Raw genomic sequence first — 17,335 nt, 5'->3', positions numbered from 1 at the left:
CGGAGGGGTGCGGGAGCGGGGCGGTCAACGGGCCTCCACACGCGCTCGCCCGGGCGGGGACGCCCCGGTGTCCTGAGGCCCGGGATGGCCGAGGAGCAGCCGCAGTACGGGGACGACGGCCGCCGCCCGCTCCGGGTCCGGCTCCGGCCCGAAGCCGGGCAGCGCCTCGCCCCCCGGCGCGCCGCCGCCCGCCGCCGTGCCCGGTCCGCGTCGCACCAGCTCCCCGAGGCTGCGGCGCACTCCGGGCTCGTAGGCGGAGAAGGTGCGGCGCAGCAGCGGCAGTACGTCGGTGAAGGAACCGGCGGAGACGGAGCCGAGCCAGGCGTCGACCAGGCCGAGCAGCCGTTCGTCGTGGACCAGCAGCATCCCGCCGCCGGTGGCGCCGCCGCCGACGAAGCCGTCGATCCACGCGGCCGCCTCGTCCGGCGCGGTGCCGGGCGACAGGGCGAGCCCCATGAGCCGGGCCGCCGCCTCGTCGCTCAACTCCCCCACGTCCAGCAGCAGTCGTGCGCAGCGCCCACGGATCACCCCGGCCACGGTGTCCCGTTCGGACAGCACGCGCAGTACGGCGTGCCAGCGACCGGGCAGCGCGGCGGTACGGGCACGGAAGGCGGGGGCGGTGCCGGGGGCCGGGACGCGGTCGGGGGCCGGGACGCGGTCGGGGGCCGGGGCGGCTTCGGGAGCCGACCGCTCCTGTTCCGTGTTCGCGGCCCGTGCGGACTCGGCGAGCAGGGAGATCGCGGAGTGCACCGCGTCGACGTGTGCGCGTACGGCCGCCGCGCCGTCCGCGTCGAGCGCCGCGCAGGCCGGGGGCAGTCCGACGAAGACGCGTTCGGCGAGCCCGGTGGCGACCTCGCCGAGCGCGGCGGTGTCGGTGCCGCGCACGTCCCCGTAGCGCAGGGTGCGGACCAGGGCGGGCAGCGCCTGCGCGAGCCGGCCGACGTCGGTGTCGAGGGCGGCGCGGTCGGCGAGCGCACGCATCACGGTGGGCAGCGCCTCGGACAGTCCGGCCGGCAGGCACTGTTCGGCGAGCGCGGTGACCTCGCCGAGCGTGCGGGCCTCGGTGGCCACGGCGACGGCCCTGGCGCTCGCGGCGCCGTGCACCGTCGTGCCCCACACCCCGGCCTCGGCGACCCGTACGGACAGTTCCGGCTCCCAGCGCAGCCGCCAGGTCTCCCGGAAGGTGCCGGTGCTGCCGCGCGAGGCGGCCGGTTCGCCCCAGTCGACGCCGAGCAGCCGCAGCCGGTGCAGGAGGCGGCTGCGCGCGGAGTCGGTGTCCTTGCGCAGGTCGAGTTCGAGTTCGCGTTCGAGGGCTTCCGGTTTGAGCCGCAGGCCGCGCTGGAGGCGGACCAGGTCGCGCTGCAGCGGGACGGCGGGCGCGGAGTCGGGGACCTCGCCGAGGACCTCGCCGACGACGAGCCGTTCGTGGATCAGGGCGAGCGGCACTTCGGAGCCCTCGCACATCACGGCCCGGACCGCGTCGGTGGCCTCGGTGAGCCCGGGCAGCGGCCGGCCGCGCATGACGGCGAGTGTCCCGGCGAGCCGTACGGCCTCGATGACGTGCGCGGAGGACACCAGGCGGTCCTCGTCGCGCAGCAGTCCGGCGACCTTGGTCATCCAGCGCTCGACGGGCCGGTCCGGGGCCTCGTGGAGGTGGCCGTACCAGCCGGGCGAGTCGATGCCCGCTCCGTAACCGCTGAAGCGGGACAGCCTGCGGTGCGTCCACGGCACCCAGGTCATCTCGACCTTCGCCCTGGGCAGCCCCTTGAGCAGGGCGCGGTCGGCGGTGAGCGTGGTCCGCGCGGCGAGCGCGGGGACGTGCCAGGCCCCGCACACGACGGCAACGGCACCGGCCCCGAACTCCTTCTCGGCCGCCTTCACCCGCAGCCGCATGTGGGCCTCGCGCAGCAGGTCGCGCGGGTGCCCGCCGTCCCCGTACGTCTCGCGCAGCGCCCCCATCGCCTCGGCGATCGCCTCGAACGGGCCGAAGGGGTCGGCCGCTTCGAGCGGAACGGCCGGGTGGCCGACCGCTTCGGAGGGTCCGGCGGCAGCCCGTCCCCCGGCGGCGCGCCCGCCCTCCCGCGCGCCCCGGTGTTCCACGACGTCCTCCCACCAGCGTTCGGCGTCGTCGTAGCCGGCGGCCTCGGCGAGGACGGCGAGCGGGTCGATCCGGACGGCCTCGGGCGCCGGGCCCCCGTCCCGGACCGCGTCCGCCTCGTCCCCGTCCTTCCCCTCCTCCCCGTGCCGGCCTTCGTCCCCCTCCCCGGCCGGGCCGGCCGCGCTCAGGGCGAGGCTGTGGGCGGCGGGCAGGTCGATGAAGCGGGCGGGCACCGCGTGTTCGTGGGCCCAGCGCAGCGCCGCCCACTCCGGGGAGAACTCGGCGAAGGGCCAGAAGGCGGAGCGGGCCGGGTCGTCGGTGACGTGGGCGAGCAGGGCGACCGGCGGGCGCATGCCGGGGTCGGCGACCAGGCCGGTGAGGGCGTCCGCCTCGGGCGGTCCCTCGATGAGGACGACGGCGGGCCTGGCCCGGTCGAGCGCGGCGCGCACGGCGCGGGCGGAGCCGGGCCCGTGGTGGCGGACCCCGAGCAGGAGCGGGCGGGCACTCACGCGCTCACCTCGCGGCAGGCGCGGTAGAAGTCCTTCCAGCCCTCGCGCTCGCGCACGACGGCCTCCAGGTACTCCTGCCACACGACGCGGTCGGCTGCCGGGTCGCGGACCACCGCGCCGAGGATGCCGGCGGCGACGTCCGCGGCGCGCAGCCGGCCGTCGCCGAAGTGCGCGGCGAGCGCGAGCCCGCCGGCCACGATGGAGATGGCCTCGGCCGTCGAGAGGGTCCCGCTCGGCGACTTGAGCTTCGTCCGGCCGTCGGCGGTGACCCCGTCGCGCAGTTCCCGGAAGACGGTGACGACCCGGCGGATCTCGTCGGCCCCGGCGGGCGCGGACGGCAGGTCGAGGGAGCGCCCGAGCTGGTCGACGCGCCGGGAGACGATGTCGACCTCGGCCTCGACGCTCTCGGGCAGCGGCAGGACGACCGTGTTGAAGCGGCGGCGCAGCGCGCTCGACAGGTCGTTGACGCCCCGGTCCCGGTCGTTGGCGGTCGCGATGAGGTTGAATCCGCGCACGGCCTGCGTCTCCGAGCCGAGTTCGGGAATCGGGAGCGTCTTCTCGGACAGGATCGTGATCAGGGTGTCCTGGACGTCGGCGGGGATGCGGGTCAGTTCCTCGACGCGGGCGGTCATCCCCTCGGCCATGGCCCGCATGACGGGGCTCGGCACGAGGGCGTCCCTGCTGGGGCCGTGGGCGAGCAGCTGCGCGTAGTTCCAGCCGTACCTGATGGCCTCCTCGGGGGTGCCGGCCGTGCCCTGCACGAGGAGGGTGGAGTCACCGCTGACGGCAGCCGCGAGGTGCTCGGAGACCCAGGTCTTGGCGGTGCCGGGGACGCCGAGGAGCAGCAGCGCCCGGTCCGTCGCGAGGGTCGTGACGGCGACCTCGACGATACGGCGCGGGCCGACGTACTTCGGCGTGATCACCGTGCCGTCCGGCAGGGTCCCGCCGAGCAGATAGGTGGCGACCGCCCACGGCGAGAGCCGCCAGCGGGCCGGGCGGGGCCGGTCGTCCTGCGCGGCGAGCGCGGCGAGTTCGTGCGCGAAGGCGTCCTCCGCGTGCGGCCGCAGCGCCTCCTCGGCCGCCGCCGCGGCCCCGCTCGCGGCCCCGCCGTCCGGGCTTTCCGTGGCGCTCTTCCCGACGGACTGCGCGGGCATGGTCATGGTGGGTCCCCCTCCGGTTCGGATGTGTGTTCCACGGTGCATCACGCCACTGACAATCGACCCAGAACCGGCTCTGACCTGCGGTGATGACTGATTGTCAGTGGCGGGTCCTACGTTTGTGGCATGACTTCGCAGGGGGTGCGCTGGACGGCGGATCAGGTGCTGGCACTGGCTCCTGACGCGCCGTCGCGCAAGGCGGGAAGCAAGCTCGGCGCGGCGGGACCGTGGTCGGGGACCGGTTCGACGGACGACGGGGAGGTGTGGGGCCTGTGCAAGGGAAGCGGCAGCAAGCCGTACCAGACGGTGGTGGACCTGTCGGGGCCCGCGTACAAGTGCAGTTGCCCGAGCAGGAAGTTCCCGTGCAAGCACGCGCTGGGGCTCCTGCTGCTGTGGTCGGCGGGCCCGTCCGCCGTCGCGGCCGGGGAGCCGCCGGACTGGGCCGGGCAGTGGCTGTCCGGGCGCCGCGCCAAGGCGGCGGACGCGGTGGCCGCCAAGGGCGGGGGCGGGATATCGGCCACCGCCGCCCCGGCCGACCCGGAGGCTGCACGTAGGCGGGCCGAGCGCCGCGCCGAGCGGATCACGGCGGGCGCGACGGAGCTGGAGCAGCGCCTGAGCGACCTGCTGCGCGGCGGTCTCGCGACGGCCGAACAGGCCGGGTACGGCATGTGGGAGGAGGCCGCCGCCCGCATGGTGGACGCGCAGGCCAAGGGCCTCGCCTCCCGGGTGCGGGAGCTGGGCGCGATACCGGGATCGGGCCCGGGATGGCCGGTGCGGCTGCTGGAGGAGTGCGCGCAACTGCACCTGCTGGTACGCGGCTGGCTGCACCGCGAGACGCTGCCGCCCGCGCTGGCGGCGACGGTCGCGGGCCGGATCGGCCTGCCGGTCCCCGCCGGCCCGGACGCGGTGGCGGAGCGCGACGCGTGGCTGGTCCTCGCTCAGTACGACACGGTGGACACCAGGCTCACGACCCGCCGCGTGTGGCTGCACGGCACCCGCTCGGGCCGCACCGCGCTCCTCCTCTCCTACGGAGCGGCAGGCCGCGCCCCGGAACTGGCCCTGCCCGTGGGCCTGTGCGTCGAGGCGCTGCTCACCCCGCGCCCCGGCCCCGCGCAGGTCCGCGCGGACCTCGGGGAGCGCCTCGGCCCGGCGACCGTCTCGACGGCCCGGCCCGAGGGCGTGTCCCCGCGGGAGGCGACCGCCGCCTACGGCACGGCCCTGCGCGACGACCCCTGGCTGGACTCATGGCCGACGACCCTGGCCGCGGTCGTCCCGACCCCCACCCCGTCCGGCTGGCAGCTCACCGACCCGGTCTCCGGCCTGGCCCTGCCCCTGACCCCGCAGTCCCGCTTCTCCTCCCACCTGTGGCGCCTGGTCTCCCTCTCGGGCGGCCACCCGCTGACGGTCTTCGGCGAACTGGGCCACCGGGGCTTCCACCCCCTGGCCGCCTGGACCGCGGAAGGAACCTCGGGAGACACCCGGGGAAAAGCCCAGGGAGGCGCCCCGGGAGGAGAGGGAGAGGGCGGGATAACGGCACTGTGGTGAGGGGGCGGAAGCAGCATGCCCCCTCTCCTCCCCCAACCTCCCCCTCCCCCTCCCCCTCTCCTCTCCTCTCCTCTCCTCTCCTCTTCTGGTTCTGGTTCTGGTTCTGGTTCTGGTTCTGGTTCTGCTCAAGGAGGTACGACTTTGTCCCCCGTGCACTCGCCCGTTCCTGAGGTCGAGGCCCTGTCCTGGGAGCACCTCGTGACCACGGCACTCCTGGGCACGGACCGCCGCCCACTGCCCGTGTCCGGTACGGCGGTCGACGGCCCCGTGGCGCTGCTCGACGCCGCCGCCCTGCACACGGCACGCCGGAGGGCGGGGGTGTGCCCGGCGCCCGCCGCGCCCCTGCTGGAGGTGAGCGGCCCGGACACCCGGCCGCCGCTGCCGGACGCCGCGCGCCGTCGCCTCGCGCTGCTGCTCGCCGACCGGGGCGGCGGCGGTGGGGGCGGGAGCCGGGGCAGCGCCCCCGACCTGACCGAACTGCTCCCGCAGTGGCTGGCGTTCGCGGGAGACCTCGGCTTCGCCGCACCGGCCGAACTCCTCCCGCCGCTCCTGGACGCGGCCCGGGCCCGTACGGATCTGCGTCCTGCGGCGCTGGCCTTCGCGGGACCGCGCGCCCGTTGGCTGGCACGGCTCAACCCCGAGTGGAAGTACGTCCTGCGCACGGCCGTGGACGGTGATCCTGGCCTCCCGCCGGGCGAACGCGGCGCGGCGGCGCGACGACTGTGGGAGGAAGGGCTGTTCGCCGAACGGACGGCTCTCCTGGGCCGGTTGCGCGCCGAGGACCCGGCGGCGGCGCTGGACCTGCTGGCCGGTACGTGGCGCACGGAGCGGGCCGAGGACCGCCTGATGTTCCTGGACTCCCTGCGTACCGGGCTGTCACCGGCGGACGAGCCGTTCCTCGAACAGGCGCTGACCGATCGCAGCCGCAACGTCCGGGCCCTCGCCGCCGAACTGCTTACCGCCCTGCCGGAGTCCGCCCTCGCGGGCCGCATGGCGGAGCGGGCGGCGACCTGTGTCGCCCCCGACCGGATCACGGGCCCCGGCCCGGGCATCGTGGTCGAGGCCCCGCACGCGTGCGACGCCGCGATGGAACGGGACGGCGTGATCGCGAAACCGCCCTCGGGCCGGGGCGAACGCTCCTGGTGGCTGGGCCAGATCGTCGAAGCCGCCCCGCTCTCCTCGTGGACGGAGCGGTTCGGTGGATCCTCCCCCGCCGAGATCGTGGCGATGCCGGTCGCGGACGGCTGGCAGGGTGAACTGCACGCGGCCTGGTGCCGGGCAGCCGTACGTCAGGGCGACGCCGCCTGGTCGCGGGCCCTGCTGGGCGCGCCGGGTTCACCCCAGGCGGCGGGCCCGGGGGCGGTGTCGCTCGCCGAACGGGCACGGCTGCTCGCCGCGCTGCCGGACGAGGAGCGCGCCGAATGGGTCGCCGTGTTCGTGTCCGCGCACGGACTGTCGGAGGCCTTCCAACTGCTGGGCGGCTGCACGGTGCCGTGGCGCGGGGCGCTGGGCCGGGCCGTCGTGGACGCCCTCAACATAGCGCGGGACAGCGGCAGTTACCCGTGGAGCTTCAGCGGGGTGATGGGTCTCGCCGAACGCTGCCTGGACCCTGCGGAGGCCGACCGCCTGGAATCCCTGGCCGCCGCCACCGCGGAACCCCCGGACACCCGGCCCGGCTCCGGCACCTACTGGGTCGAGGCGTTCCAGAGGCTGGTGAGCACCCTGCGCCTACGGGAGGAGATACGCCGCGAACTGGAGGGCTCACAGGGAAAGGCGGGCGCCGAGCCGTACGCCTGAGACCGAAACCGGAACGGGGTCCGCCGGGCCAGGACAGGGACCGGAGGACAGCCGAACCGGGGCCGGCCCGCCCGCCCCCGCCAGCGCGGGCCCGGGGCCGGCCCGCCCGCCCCCAGCGCGGGCCCGGGGCCGACCCGTCCGTCCCCGCGCAGGCCCGGGGCCGATCTCCACGACGGCTCGCGGGTCGGCGAGCAGATTGCGGTACCACTGCGGATGCGCGGGCCCCCCGGCGTTCGACGCGTAGACCAGGAAGGAACCCACCTGGTCCCGCCGTCCCGCAGGCCCCTCGGAGCCCCGCGCACGCCCGGGCTCTTCGCGGGTGCAGACCACCGGGTTCGTGTGCGGCCTGCCGCTCTTCGCGCCGGTCGTCGTCAGCAACAGCAGCGGCGCCCCTTCGAAGGGCCCGCCCACGACCCCGCCGTTCTCCCGGAACTCCGCCATGACCTTCTGGTTGAAGTCCCCCGCCGCTAACGGCCCCTCTTGTTCCCGCCCCACATCGGACACGTCTCGCCCTCCAGTCTCGCGACCGCACGATTGACCCAGAAAACAAAACATCTTTGAAAGCAAAGCCATAAGGGAGCGCGAGAGGTGTCAACGGATCGACGCCGCGACCGGCCGCCGTCCGGCGCGACGGACGCAGGCGAGAGCGAGCCCGGAAGCCGGACCAAGAACAGAAGCGAAAACGGAAGCGGAAGCGGAAGCGGAAGCCGGACCGAGAGCGAAAGCGACACCGGCGGCAGCAACGGCACCGGCTCCGGCTCCGGCTCCGGCGTCGACTCCAGCACCGGCACCGGCACCGGCACCGGCACCGACTCCGGCACCGACTCCGACTCCGGCTCCGGCTCCGGCTCCGGCTCCGGCTCCGGCTCCGGCTCCGGCGGCAGCAACGGTATGGACGAGGCGATCCGTTCGCTTCTCCTCCTGATGCCGCGCATGGTCGGTCGCACCAAGCGGATGCCGGTGCCCGCCGAGTTCGCCTCGGTGCACCTGACTGCACGCCACTTGTCGCTTCTGGCCTGTCTCCTGTTCGACGGCCCGACGGGGGTCAACGAACTCGCGGGCAGGCTGGCGGTGGCACCGACCACGGTCAGCCTCATGGTGTCCACGCTCAGCCGGGCGGGCATCCTGGAGCGCAGGGAGGACGAGGCCGACCGGCGGCGCAAGATCGTGAGCATCTCGGAGGCGCACCGGCCGGGTATCGACACGTGGCTCGGCGGCAGCGCGGGCGCCTGGCGCACCGCCCTGACCCCGCTCACCCCCCGCGAACGGGCACTGGTCGTACGCACCCTCCTCACCTACGAGGACGCGCTCAGCCGCGAGCAAGAGAGCCGCGAGTGAAGGAAAGTGCGCCGCCCACTACCGGCGGCGGCGCACTGGGACGTGGAGGGGCGGGGGCGAGACAGCGAAGGCGGGGCGGGACGGGGACGGACGGAGGGGCCGCGGCCGGGGTGAGGTCAGGCCGGCTGGCGTACGTGGCTGGTGACCCAGTCCACGATCGAGGCGGTCGTGGCCCCGGGCGTGAAGATCTCCGCGACGCCCTTCTCCTTCAGCGGAGCGATGTCCGCCTCCGGGATGATCCCGCCGCCGAACACCTTGATGTCCTGCGCCTCGCGTTCCGCGAGCAGTTCGATGACGCGGGCGAACAGCGTGTTGTGGGCCCCGGAGAGGATGGACATGCCGATCGCGTCGGCGTCCTCCTGGATGGCGGTGTCCACGATCTGCTCGGGGGTCTGGTGCAGTCCCGTGTAGATGACCTCCATACCGGCGTCGCGCAGCGCTCGCGCGATGACCTTGGCCCCTCGGTCGTGTCCGTCGAGCCCCGGTTTGGCGACGACCACACGGATCGGTCCGGTTGCCACACTCATCACTGCCTCCCTGTACCGACCGCCGCACTCCGACGAGCCCGGCGTGCCCCGTACCGCACCGGTGCGGGGAAGTGAACGAACGTTATCCACAGCTTCCCGCACCCGGCGGTTTCCCGACACAGACAGAGGGGGAAATCACACGCGGGACACGCACTTGACGTACCGCCCCCGGCCCCGGTGTCACGACGGTACGCGCCCAGGGAGCCGCCCGGTCGCCGCCCACCGCGCCGTCAGCCGCACGGCGCGGTGGCGCGGTGCACACCCAGGACGGCCGCCCCGCCCCCGAGATCCCGCACCGCAACACACCACACCACACAGGTGACAGCGACGCGCCGGAAACAACGGCGGACGGGAACAACGGCGGGACCGGCCTCGCGTCGGCACCCGCCGGGAAACCTCCGACATGCCGCCACCAGCCCGACGCCGGCAGACAGGCCGATGGACAGCCCGACGCCAACGGCCAACGGCCAAGGACCGATCAGGTCGACGGTCAACGCCCGGACCGGCACCCGGACCGGCACCGCATCGACGGCCGGATCAACACCGGATCGACGGACAGACGGGGCCGATCCGGGCTCCGGGCGCGTCGCGCGTCAACGCGACACGAGGGGACACCTTTCGTTCCCGACGGCCGCTCCGGACCCGCAAGCCTTGACCACAGCGCTACCCAGCGGCGCGGAAAATTCGAACACGCTTCGAAACTGAGCCTGTTGGGTCGTCCGCTGTTCCCCGAAAGGCTGCCGAATGCCCGTTTCCCCCCTGCCCGAAACCACTGGAAGATTGTCCGCGCCACAGACCGGCGGGTACAGTCGCCGCACTGTTCCACCCCCGGGAGGCGTGCCTTCCCGCCCCCTGCCGTCGAGGCGAAAGAGACGCTGGTGAACGACCGTCACCCGTCGGGGACCACCTCCCCGACACCGGCTCCCGGCGCCGACTACGCCTCCCCCACGGCGTACACCCCGCAGGGTTCCGACGGGTACGGGTATCGCTACCAGGACTCCCCCGCGCAGGCCCCGTTCACGGGCGGCCAGACCTACGACGCGTACAGCGCCTACCCTGCGGCCCCCTACGCCGGTCCCGTACAGGCCCCGGCCCAGGACGGACCCACCGGCCACCCTGTCAGCGGGAACCATCACAGCCCGTACGAGCAAAGTCCTTATGACACAGGGGCGTTCGCGACCGGGACGTACCCGTCGGTGTCGTACGACTCGGGAACGTACGACACCGGAACCTACGCCTCACACCCGTACGAGACCGGCACCTACGACACGGCGCCCCACTCCACCGGGGCTTACGACGCCGGTTCGTACGAGACCGGTTCCTACCCGGCCGGTTCCTACGGGACGACTTCCTACGAGACGGGTTCCTTCGCCACCGGGGGCTGGCCGGCCGGCGGGCAGGCGGCGGGCTTCCAGCAGGAAACGCCCGCGCCCGGCCTCTACGACACCGGCGGCTGCGACACCGGAAGCCTCAACACGGGCGGCTCCGACACCGGAAGCTTCGACAGCGGGCAGTGGAACCTGCCGTCCCAGGCGCAGTACGACACCCTCGGCGGCCACGGCGTCGGCCCCGGCGGCTACGCCACCGGGAGCCTGCCGCAGCAGCCGCTGGCCGGGGTCCCCGCGCAGTCGCCTCCCACGCACAGTGGTCAGTGGGACACCCGGACCTGGGAGCCCGCGCACCGCGCCCACCCGGAGGACGACACGCCGGAGACGCACACCGCGCAGATGCCGGTGGTGCCCCCGTCCGGCCCGGCGCGGACTGCTGCCGGGCCCCATGACGAGGGCGGGGCGGGCGAGGCGGGCGACGCGTCCCGGCGTACCGCAGAAGACGTCCACTCCCGGAGCGCCGACGACACGCCCGGCGGGACCGCCGCCCCGGACGCATCCGCGCGTCCCTCGCTTCCCGCCTCCTTCGTCCCGGCCGGCCCGGCCGCCTCGACCGCCCCTTCGGCCGGGGAGACCGCCGGCCCGGTGGTGGTCGGTGGCGAGGCGGAGCAGCCGGGCCGGGGCAGAAACCGCCGCCGGATGCCGGCGAAGCGTTCCGCGCTGCTGACGATCGCCGTGCCCTCGGCCTGCGTCATGGGCGTCGCGGGGGTCGCGGCCGCCTCGGTGGGCGACTTCGGCGGGGACGGCAAGGAGACGGGGGCGTCGAGCAGCCCGGAACCGGTGCGGCCCGCCGTCGCCAACAACAAGCTGGACACCCAGCTCGCGAAGCTCTCGGCCGCCGCCGACGACGTCGCCGACCGGGCCAGCCGCACCCAGGAACGTATCGACCTCAAGGCGAAGAAGGAGGCCGCGCACAAAGCGGCCGTCGCCGAGGCCGCCCGCAAGGAACGTGAACGCCCCAAGTTCGCGATGCCCGTCACCCAGCACGGGCTGAGCGCCTACTTCGGCCAGGCGGGAGTCAACTGGATGTCGCAGCACACGGGCATCGACTTCCCCGTGTCGTACGGCACCGCCGTCATGGCCGCGACGGACGGCACCGTCCGCAGCCAGTGGAACAGCGCCTACGGCAACATGGCGATCGTGACGGCCAAGGACGGCACCGAGACCTGGTACTGCCACCTGTCGGGGACCACCGTGCCCAGCGGCACCGCGGTGAAGGCGGGCGATGTCATCGCCCGGTCCGGCAACTCCGGCAACTCCACCGGCCCGCACATGCACTTCGAGGTACGCCCCGGCGCGGGCGCGGCGATCGACCCGCTCCCCTGGCTGCGAAGCCACGGCATCGACCCGACCTGACCTGCCTGACCTGCCGCCCGCACCGCCTGTTCTGCGCGTCGGACCGGCCCGACGACAGGCCCGGCCCGACAACGGGCACAGGCAACGAGCAAACGGGCCCGTCTGGACGACCAGCCGGGCCCGTCGAGCCCGTCTCTACAGCTTCTCGACCGGCGCGTACCGCAGCAGCAGCCGCTTCGGCTTGGGTTCGCCGAAGTCGACCGTGGCCTCCGCGTTGGAACCGGTGCCCTTGACCCCGACGACCGTGCCGAGGCCGAACTGGTCGTGCGTGACGCGGTCGCCGATCGCGAGCGCCACGACCGGCTTCTCCTCGGCCCGCCGCGTCGCGAAGGCCGGCGCCCCCCGCTTGGCGCGCGAGGAGGACAGCGAGGCCGCGATCCCGGAGGCCGGTCCGGTGGCGACGGGCGCGCCGACCGAGCCGGTGCGCTTCCACTCCAGGTGTTCGGCGGGGATCTCCTCCAGGAAACGGGAGGGCGGGTTGTACTGCGGCTGCCCCCAGGCGCTGCGCAGCGCGGACCGCGTCAGGTAGAGCCGCTCGCGGGCCCGGGTGATGCCGACGTAGGCGAGCCGCCGCTCCTCCTCCAGCTCCTTGGGCTGGCCGAGCGCCCGCATGTGCGGGAAGACGCCGTCCTCCATGCCGGTGAGGAAGACGACGGGGAACTCCAGGCCCTTCGCCGTGTGCAGGGTCATCAGCGTGATGACGCCCGATCCGTCCTCGTCCTCGTCGGGGATCTGGTCGGAGTCGGCGACCAGCGCGACCTGCTCCAGGAACTCGGCGAGCGTGCCGGCCCCTTCCTCCTCGCTCCGGTCCTGCTCGAACTCCAGGGCGACAGCGGCGAGTTCCTGGAGGTTCTCGATGCGCGGCTCGTCCTGGACGTCGGTGGACGCCTGAAGCTCGGCCAGGTAACCCGTACGCTCCAGGACCGCTTCGAGTACGACGGCCGGGCCCGCGCCGGACTCGACGACGGTGCGCAGCTCCTCCATCAGCGTGTTGAACCGCTTCACGGCGTTCGCCGAGCGGGCCGCCATGCCGTACGCCTCGTCGACGCGGCGCAGCGCCTGCGGGAAAGTGATCTTCTCGCGCTGCGCGAGGGCGTCGATCATCGCCTCGGAGCGGTCGCCGATGCCGCGTTTGGGCACGTTGAGGATGCGGCGCAGCGGGACGCTGTCCTCGGGGTTGGCGAGCACCCGCAGGTAGGCGAGGACGTCGCGGACCTCGCGGCGCTCGTAGAAGCGGACCCCGCCGACGATCTTGTAGGGCAGCCCGACGCGGATGAAGATGTCCTCCAGGACACGGGACTGGGCGTTGGTCCGGTAGAAGACGGCGACGTCCCCGGCCTTCGCCTTTCCCTCGTCGGTGAGGCGGTCGATCTCGTCGGCGACGAACTGCGCCTCGTCGTGCTCGGTGTCGGCGACGTACCCGAGGATCTTCGTGCCGGTGCCCGCCTCGGTCCACAGGTTCTTCGGGCGGCGGTTCTCGTTGCGCTCGATGACCGCGTTGGCGGCGGACAGGATGGTCTGCGTGGAGCGGTAGTTCTGCTCCAGCAGGATGGTGCGCGCCTGCGGGTAGTCCTCCTCGAACTGGAGGATGTTGCGGATCGTGGCGCCGCGGAAGGCGTAGATCGACTGGTCGGCGTCGCCCACGACGCACAGCTCCGCCGGGTCGTCGCCCTCCCCGCCGGAGGGGCCGACCAGCTCCTTGACCAGGGTGTACTGGGCGTGGTTGGTGTCCTGGTACTCGTCGACGAGGACGTGCCGGAAGTGGCGCCGGTAGTGCTCGGCGACGTCCGGGAAGGCCTGGAGCAGGTGGACGGTCGTCATGATGATGTCGTCGAAGTCCAGCGCGTTGGCCTCGCGCAGCCGCGCCTGGTACATCGTGTAGGCCTCGGCGAGCGTCTTCTCGAACCCTCCCCCGGACTCCGTCTGGGAGGTGCCCCCAACCGCCTTCCCCGCGAACTCCTCGGCGTCCACCAGCTCGTTCTTCAGGTTCGAGATCTGCGCGGTGAAGGACTTCGGCGGGTACCGCTTCGGGTCGAGGTCGAGGTCCCGGCAGACGAGCGCCATGAGCCGCTTGGAGTCGGTCGCGTCGTAGATCGAGAAGGACGAGGTGAACCCGAGCTTCTTCGACTCGCGGCGCAGGATGCGTACGCAGGCGCTGTGGAAGGTGGAGACCCACATCGCGTTGGCGCGGGGCCCGACGAGCTGCTCGACGCGCTCCTTCATCTCCCCGGCGGCCTTGTTGGTGAAGGTGATCGCGAGGATCTGCCCGGGGTGGACCCCGCGCTGACCGAGCAGGTACGCGATGCGGTGGGTGAGCACCCGCGTCTTGCCCGAGCCCGCGCCGGCCACGATGAGCAGCGGGGAGCCGCTGTGCTCGACGGCGGCGCTCTGCTGCGGGTTCAGCCCCTCCAGCAGCGCCGCGGGGTCGATGACCGGGCGCGGCGCGCCGCCCCGGTAGTACGCGTCCCTGGGCGGCGGCGCGTCGAACTTCCCGTCGAACAGGTCGGCCGGGGTGCTGTCGTCCGGGCCGCTGTCCTCGGGCGGGGGCGGGGGCTCTTCCTCCGCGTGCGCCGTGGAGGCCATGTCCGCCAGGAAACTGTCGTCAAAGAGGCTGCTCATCGCCGTCCGAGTCTAGGCTGCCGCACTGACACCCGGGCCCGGGCCGGGAACTTTCCGCCCCCCGTAAGGGCCGGACCGAGTGGTCCGCGACACTTTCCGCCCTGGTCACGCCCGCGTACCGGGCATATCGCACGCGGTCCGTACGGGGACCGACACAGGCTCCGCACCCGCACCGGACCGGCCGCGGGGAATCAGGTCCACAGAACCGCGATGAAGATGTTCACCATGGTGAGCGCGCCCACCGTCGCGAACAGCGGCTTCTCCACCTTCTCCTCGTCCCGCTTCACATAGACGAGCCCGAGGACCACGATCAGCACGGCCAGTTTGACGCCGATCTTGACGGTGTTGACGTGCTGGTCGTCGGCCTGGTTGAGGCCCACCAGGACGATGCCGGTGACGAGCATCGTGAGCGCGCCGTGCAGCATCGCCGGGGTGAAACGGGCGGTGCCCGCGCCCATCGCCTTCATCTGGGTGAGGAACCCGCCGAGCAGGGCGGCGATCCCGATGATGTGCAGGCCGACGAAGACATTGATGAGGACATCCATGGACAGTGAGACTATTCCGGCCTCTCGTACCCTCCGGAGGCCGCCCCCTCCCCGTGGGCACACCCGTGCGACCGTCCCCGCTGACACACCCGCGCGACTACCGCTCGCCGGACCGGGAACCGCGTCTCCGTGCCGGACCGGGGCCCGCGTCTCCGTGCCGGACCGGGGCCCGCGTCTCCGTGCCGGACCGGGACGGACTCCGTGCCGGGCCGGCCCGCCCGCCTGGGCTGAGCGCGGCCCCGGCGGGACCACCGTGGGCCCGCTCCCGCCCCGACCGCGCCCGGCCCGCTCCCCCCGCCCCCTCAGACCAGTCGGCGGGCCGTGGCCCAGCGGGTCAGCTCGTGCCGGTTGGAGAGCTGGAGCTTGCGCAGGACGGCTGAGACGTGCGATTCCACCGTCTTCACCGAGATGAACAGCTCCTTGGCGATCTCCTTGTAGGAGTAGCCCCGGGCGATGAGCCGCAGCACCTCGCGCTCGCGCTGGGTGAGCCGGTCGAGGTCCTCGTCCAGCGGCACCGACTCGGAGGAGGAGAACGCGTCGAGCACGAATCCGGCGAGCCTCGGGGAGAAGACCGCGTCCCCCTCCTGCACCCGGAAGACCGAGTCGACGAGATCGGTGCCGGTGATGGTCTTGGTCACGTAGCCGCGGGCGCCGCCTCGGATCACCCCTATGACGTCCTCGGCCGCGTCCGACACCGACAGCGCCAGGAAGCGGACCGGGTTCGCCGGGTCCGAGACCAGGGCCGCGCAGCGCTTCAGCACCGTCACACCGCCGCCGCCCGGCAGGTGCACGTCGAGGAGGACCACCTCCGGCCGGGTCGCCTCGATCACGGCGACCGCCTCGTCCACGTCCGCGGCCTCTCCCACGACGTCGACCCCGGTCTTCTCGGTCCTGCCGATCTCCGCGCGCACCCCGGTGCGGAACATCCGGTGGTCGTCCACCAGCACGACCCGCACCCTGCGCCCGGGGTCGTCGGCCCCGGCCCCGCCCGGTGCCCCGCTCGTCGGGCCGTCCGTCGGCTCACTCATCGCGTGTCCTCTCCATCTCCAGCTCGACCACGGTCCCGCCTCCGGGGGCGGAACGCAGTACGGCCTTGCCCCCGTTGCGTCTCATCCGGCCGATGATCGACTCCCTGACCCCCATACGGTCCTCGGGCACCGCCTCCGGATCGAAACCCGGTCCCCGGTCCCGTACGGAGACGAACACATGGCCGTCCTCGACCTCGGCGTACACCTGCACCGCTCCGCCCTCGCCACCGTACTTGGCGGCGTTCACCATGGCTTCCCGCGCGGCCTGCATCATCGCCGTCAGCGGCTCGTCGAGCGGGCAGTCCCCGACGACGACCACTTCGAGCGGCACTCCGTGCTTGTCCTCTACCTCCGCCGCGGCCTTGCGCACCGCCTCCGCCAGCTCGGTCGGCTCCTCGTCCGCGTCCTTCCCCGTGCCCTCCGGTCTGTAGAGCCACTGCCGCAGGTCGCGTTCCTGCGCACGGGCCAGCCGCCGCACCTCTCCGGGCCGGTCCGCGTTGCGCTGGATCAGCGTCAGCGTGTGCAGCACCGAGTCGTGGACGTGCGCGGCGACCTCGGCCCGCTCCTGCGCCCTGATCCGCATGAGCCGCTCCTCGGAGAGGTCCTGCGCCATCCGGATCAGGTACGGGCCGGCGAGCAGCACGATGCCGACGAACACGGCCAGCGCCGCCTGAAGCACGGAACCCAAGTGCTGGGCGGAGCCCTGGAGTACGAAGATGACGCCGGCGCCCGTCCCGACGAGCAGGACCCCGGCAGCGGCCCGCAGGACGTTGAGCGTGCGCCGTCTGCTCCCGACCTCGACCCAGCGGGCGCGCCGCGCGTTGTCGGCCTGCCGCCAGACCAGCGCCACCCCGGCGCCGACGAGCAGCGTGGGGATGAGGTAGCCGCGCGCGGTGCCGCCCATGTCGACGCTGTCGACGAACACGAGCGCGAGGATCACCAGCGCGAACAGGGCGACGAGCTGCCCCCGCCGGTCCTGTTTACGGGAGAAGCGTCCGCCCCGGAACCGGAGGGGATGACGCGGTGACCAGCCGGCGGTGTCCTGCCCCGTCCCCGTCCCCGTCCCCGTCCCCGTCCCCGTCCCCGTCGGCGGCGGGGTCGTCGAGCCGACTCCGCCCACGCCGATCGGGACGAAGAACCAGAAGGCGGCGTAGAGGAGCGCGCCGAGGCCGTTCGCGAGGAACAGGCCGAGAAAGACGAGCCGCACCCAGGTGACGGGCAGGGCGAGATGGCCGGCGAGGCCCCGCGCCACTCCCCCCAGCCAGCGGCCCTCGCCGCTGCGATAGAGCTTGCGCGGAGGCCGGTCCGGTGTGCTGGATACGGCTGCGGCTTCCGACATGCCCCGATCCTCACACGCGCGTCCGACACCTGACATCAGGGTTCTCCCCCACAACAACCCTGATCTCCCGCTCGCGCCCCGCCGGATCT

Annotated in this window: 12 protein-coding genes; 4 read left to right on the top strand and 8 right to left on the bottom strand. The window is 73.5% G+C overall.

Annotated elements, in window-relative coordinates:
• Nucleotides 1–24: 24 nt before the first annotated feature.
• The gene (locus AB0J21_RS19100; RefSeq protein WP_363147145.1) at nt 25–2,607 is read right to left on the bottom strand and encodes a DUF5682 family protein; all 2,583 of its coding nucleotides are present in this window, start codon (nt 2,605–2,607) and stop codon (nt 25–27) included.
• Nucleotides 2,604–3,767 (bottom strand): AAA family ATPase, encoded by a 1,164-nt coding sequence (locus AB0J21_RS19095; RefSeq protein ID WP_363147144.1) that lies wholly within the window; start codon nt 3,765–3,767, stop codon nt 2,604–2,606. Before AB0J21_RS19095 ends, AB0J21_RS19100 begins: the two co-directional genes overlap by 4 nt.
• Nucleotides 3,768–3,890: 123 nt before the next feature.
• Between AB0J21_RS19095 and AB0J21_RS19090 the strand changes: the two genes are divergently transcribed.
• Both AB0J21_RS19090 and AB0J21_RS19085 read left to right on the top strand, forming a co-directional pair.
• The gene (locus tag AB0J21_RS19090) at nt 3,891–5,309 is read left to right on the top strand and encodes an SWIM zinc finger family protein (RefSeq protein ID WP_363147143.1); all 1,419 of its coding nucleotides are present in this window, start codon (nt 3,891–3,893) and stop codon (nt 5,307–5,309) included.
• A 150-nt stretch (nt 5,310–5,459) separates the two neighbouring features.
• A complete protein-coding gene (locus AB0J21_RS19085) occupies nt 5,460–7,106 on the top strand; it encodes a DUF5691 domain-containing protein (RefSeq protein WP_363147242.1) in 1,647 nt (548 codons plus the stop codon).
• Here AB0J21_RS19085 and AB0J21_RS19080 read toward each other — a convergent pair.
• Nucleotides 7,071–7,547: a nitroreductase/quinone reductase family protein gene (locus AB0J21_RS19080; protein WP_363147241.1), complete on the bottom strand. Its 477-nt coding sequence runs from the start codon at nt 7,545–7,547 to the stop codon at nt 7,071–7,073. The genes AB0J21_RS19085 and AB0J21_RS19080 overlap by 36 nt on opposite strands.
• A gap of 450 nt (nt 7,548–7,997) precedes the next feature.
• On the opposite strand from AB0J21_RS19080, the gene AB0J21_RS19075 reads away from it, so the two are divergent.
• Nucleotides 7,998–8,444: a MarR family transcriptional regulator gene (locus tag AB0J21_RS19075; protein ID WP_363147240.1), complete on the top strand. Its 447-nt coding sequence runs from the start codon at nt 7,998–8,000 to the stop codon at nt 8,442–8,444.
• A gap of 116 nt (nt 8,445–8,560) precedes the next feature.
• Here AB0J21_RS19075 and AB0J21_RS19070 read toward each other — a convergent pair whose 3' ends face one another.
• Nucleotides 8,561–8,971, bottom strand: coding sequence for a cobalamin B12-binding domain-containing protein (locus AB0J21_RS19070; protein WP_363147142.1), 411 nt, complete (start codon nt 8,969–8,971; stop codon nt 8,561–8,563).
• Nucleotides 8,972–9,849: 878 nt separating this feature from the next.
• On the opposite strand from AB0J21_RS19070, the gene AB0J21_RS19065 reads away from it, so the two are divergent.
• Nucleotides 9,850–11,715, top strand: coding sequence for a peptidoglycan DD-metalloendopeptidase family protein (locus tag AB0J21_RS19065; RefSeq protein WP_363147141.1), 1,866 nt, complete (start codon nt 9,850–9,852; stop codon nt 11,713–11,715).
• Nucleotides 11,716–11,850: 135 nt separating this feature from the next.
• Here AB0J21_RS19065 and pcrA read toward each other — a convergent pair whose 3' ends face one another.
• The 4 genes from pcrA to AB0J21_RS19045 all read right to left on the bottom strand — a co-directional run bounded on the left by pcrA (nt 11,851) and on the right by AB0J21_RS19045 (nt 17,246).
• Nucleotides 11,851–14,334, bottom strand: coding sequence for a DNA helicase PcrA (gene pcrA, locus AB0J21_RS19060; protein WP_363147140.1), 2,484 nt, complete (start codon nt 14,332–14,334; stop codon nt 11,851–11,853).
• Between the two features lie 191 nt (nt 14,335–14,525).
• Nucleotides 14,526–14,879 (bottom strand): hypothetical protein, encoded by a 354-nt coding sequence (locus AB0J21_RS19055; RefSeq protein ID WP_363147139.1) that lies wholly within the window; start codon nt 14,877–14,879, stop codon nt 14,526–14,528.
• Nucleotides 14,880–15,181: 302 nt separating this feature from the next.
• Complete coding sequence (locus tag AB0J21_RS19050) at nt 15,182–15,907, bottom strand: response regulator transcription factor (protein WP_363147138.1); 726 nt, start codon at nt 15,905–15,907, stop codon at nt 15,182–15,184.
• On the bottom strand, nt 15,900–17,246 hold the full coding sequence (locus AB0J21_RS19045; RefSeq protein ID WP_363147137.1) for a PspC domain-containing protein: 1,347 nt from the start codon (nt 17,244–17,246) through the stop codon (nt 15,900–15,902). Before AB0J21_RS19045 ends, AB0J21_RS19050 begins: the two co-directional genes overlap by 8 nt.
• Between the last annotated feature and the right edge of the window lie 89 nt (nt 17,247–17,335).

The sequence above is a fragment of the Streptomyces sp. NPDC049954 genome (assembly GCF_040656295.1).
In the GTDB taxonomy this organism is placed as follows: Bacteria; Actinomycetota; Actinomycetes; order Streptomycetales; family Streptomycetaceae; genus Streptomyces.
This window is presented reverse-complemented; position numbering and strand designations above follow the sequence as displayed.

Excerpts from the sequence above, each read along its gene's own strand:
- AB0J21_RS19075 (WP_363147240.1), top strand. The coding sequence starts at position 7,998 with ATGGACGAGGCGATCCGTTCGCTTCTCCTCCTGATGCCGCGCATGGTC.
- AB0J21_RS19055 (WP_363147139.1), bottom strand. The coding sequence starts at position 14,879 with ATGGATGTCCTCATCAATGTCTTCGTCGGCCTGCACATCATCGGGATC.
- AB0J21_RS19095 (WP_363147144.1), bottom strand. The coding sequence starts at position 3,767 with ATGACCATGCCCGCGCAGTCCGTCGGGAAGAGCGCCACGGAAAGCCCG.
- AB0J21_RS19045 (WP_363147137.1), bottom strand. The coding sequence starts at position 17,246 with ATGTCGGAAGCCGCAGCCGTATCCAGCACACCGGACCGGCCTCCGCGC.
- AB0J21_RS19080 (WP_363147241.1), bottom strand. The coding sequence starts at position 7,547 with ATGGCGGAGTTCCGGGAGAACGGCGGGGTCGTGGGCGGGCCCTTCGAA.
- AB0J21_RS19050 (WP_363147138.1), bottom strand. The coding sequence starts at position 15,907 with ATGAGTGAGCCGACGGACGGCCCGACGAGCGGGGCACCGGGCGGGGCC.
- AB0J21_RS19070 (WP_363147142.1), bottom strand. The coding sequence starts at position 8,971 with ATGAGTGTGGCAACCGGACCGATCCGTGTGGTCGTCGCCAAACCGGGG.
- pcrA (WP_363147140.1), bottom strand. The coding sequence starts at position 14,334 with ATGAGCAGCCTCTTTGACGACAGTTTCCTGGCGGACATGGCCTCCACG.
- AB0J21_RS19090 (WP_363147143.1), top strand. The coding sequence starts at position 3,891 with ATGACTTCGCAGGGGGTGCGCTGGACGGCGGATCAGGTGCTGGCACTG.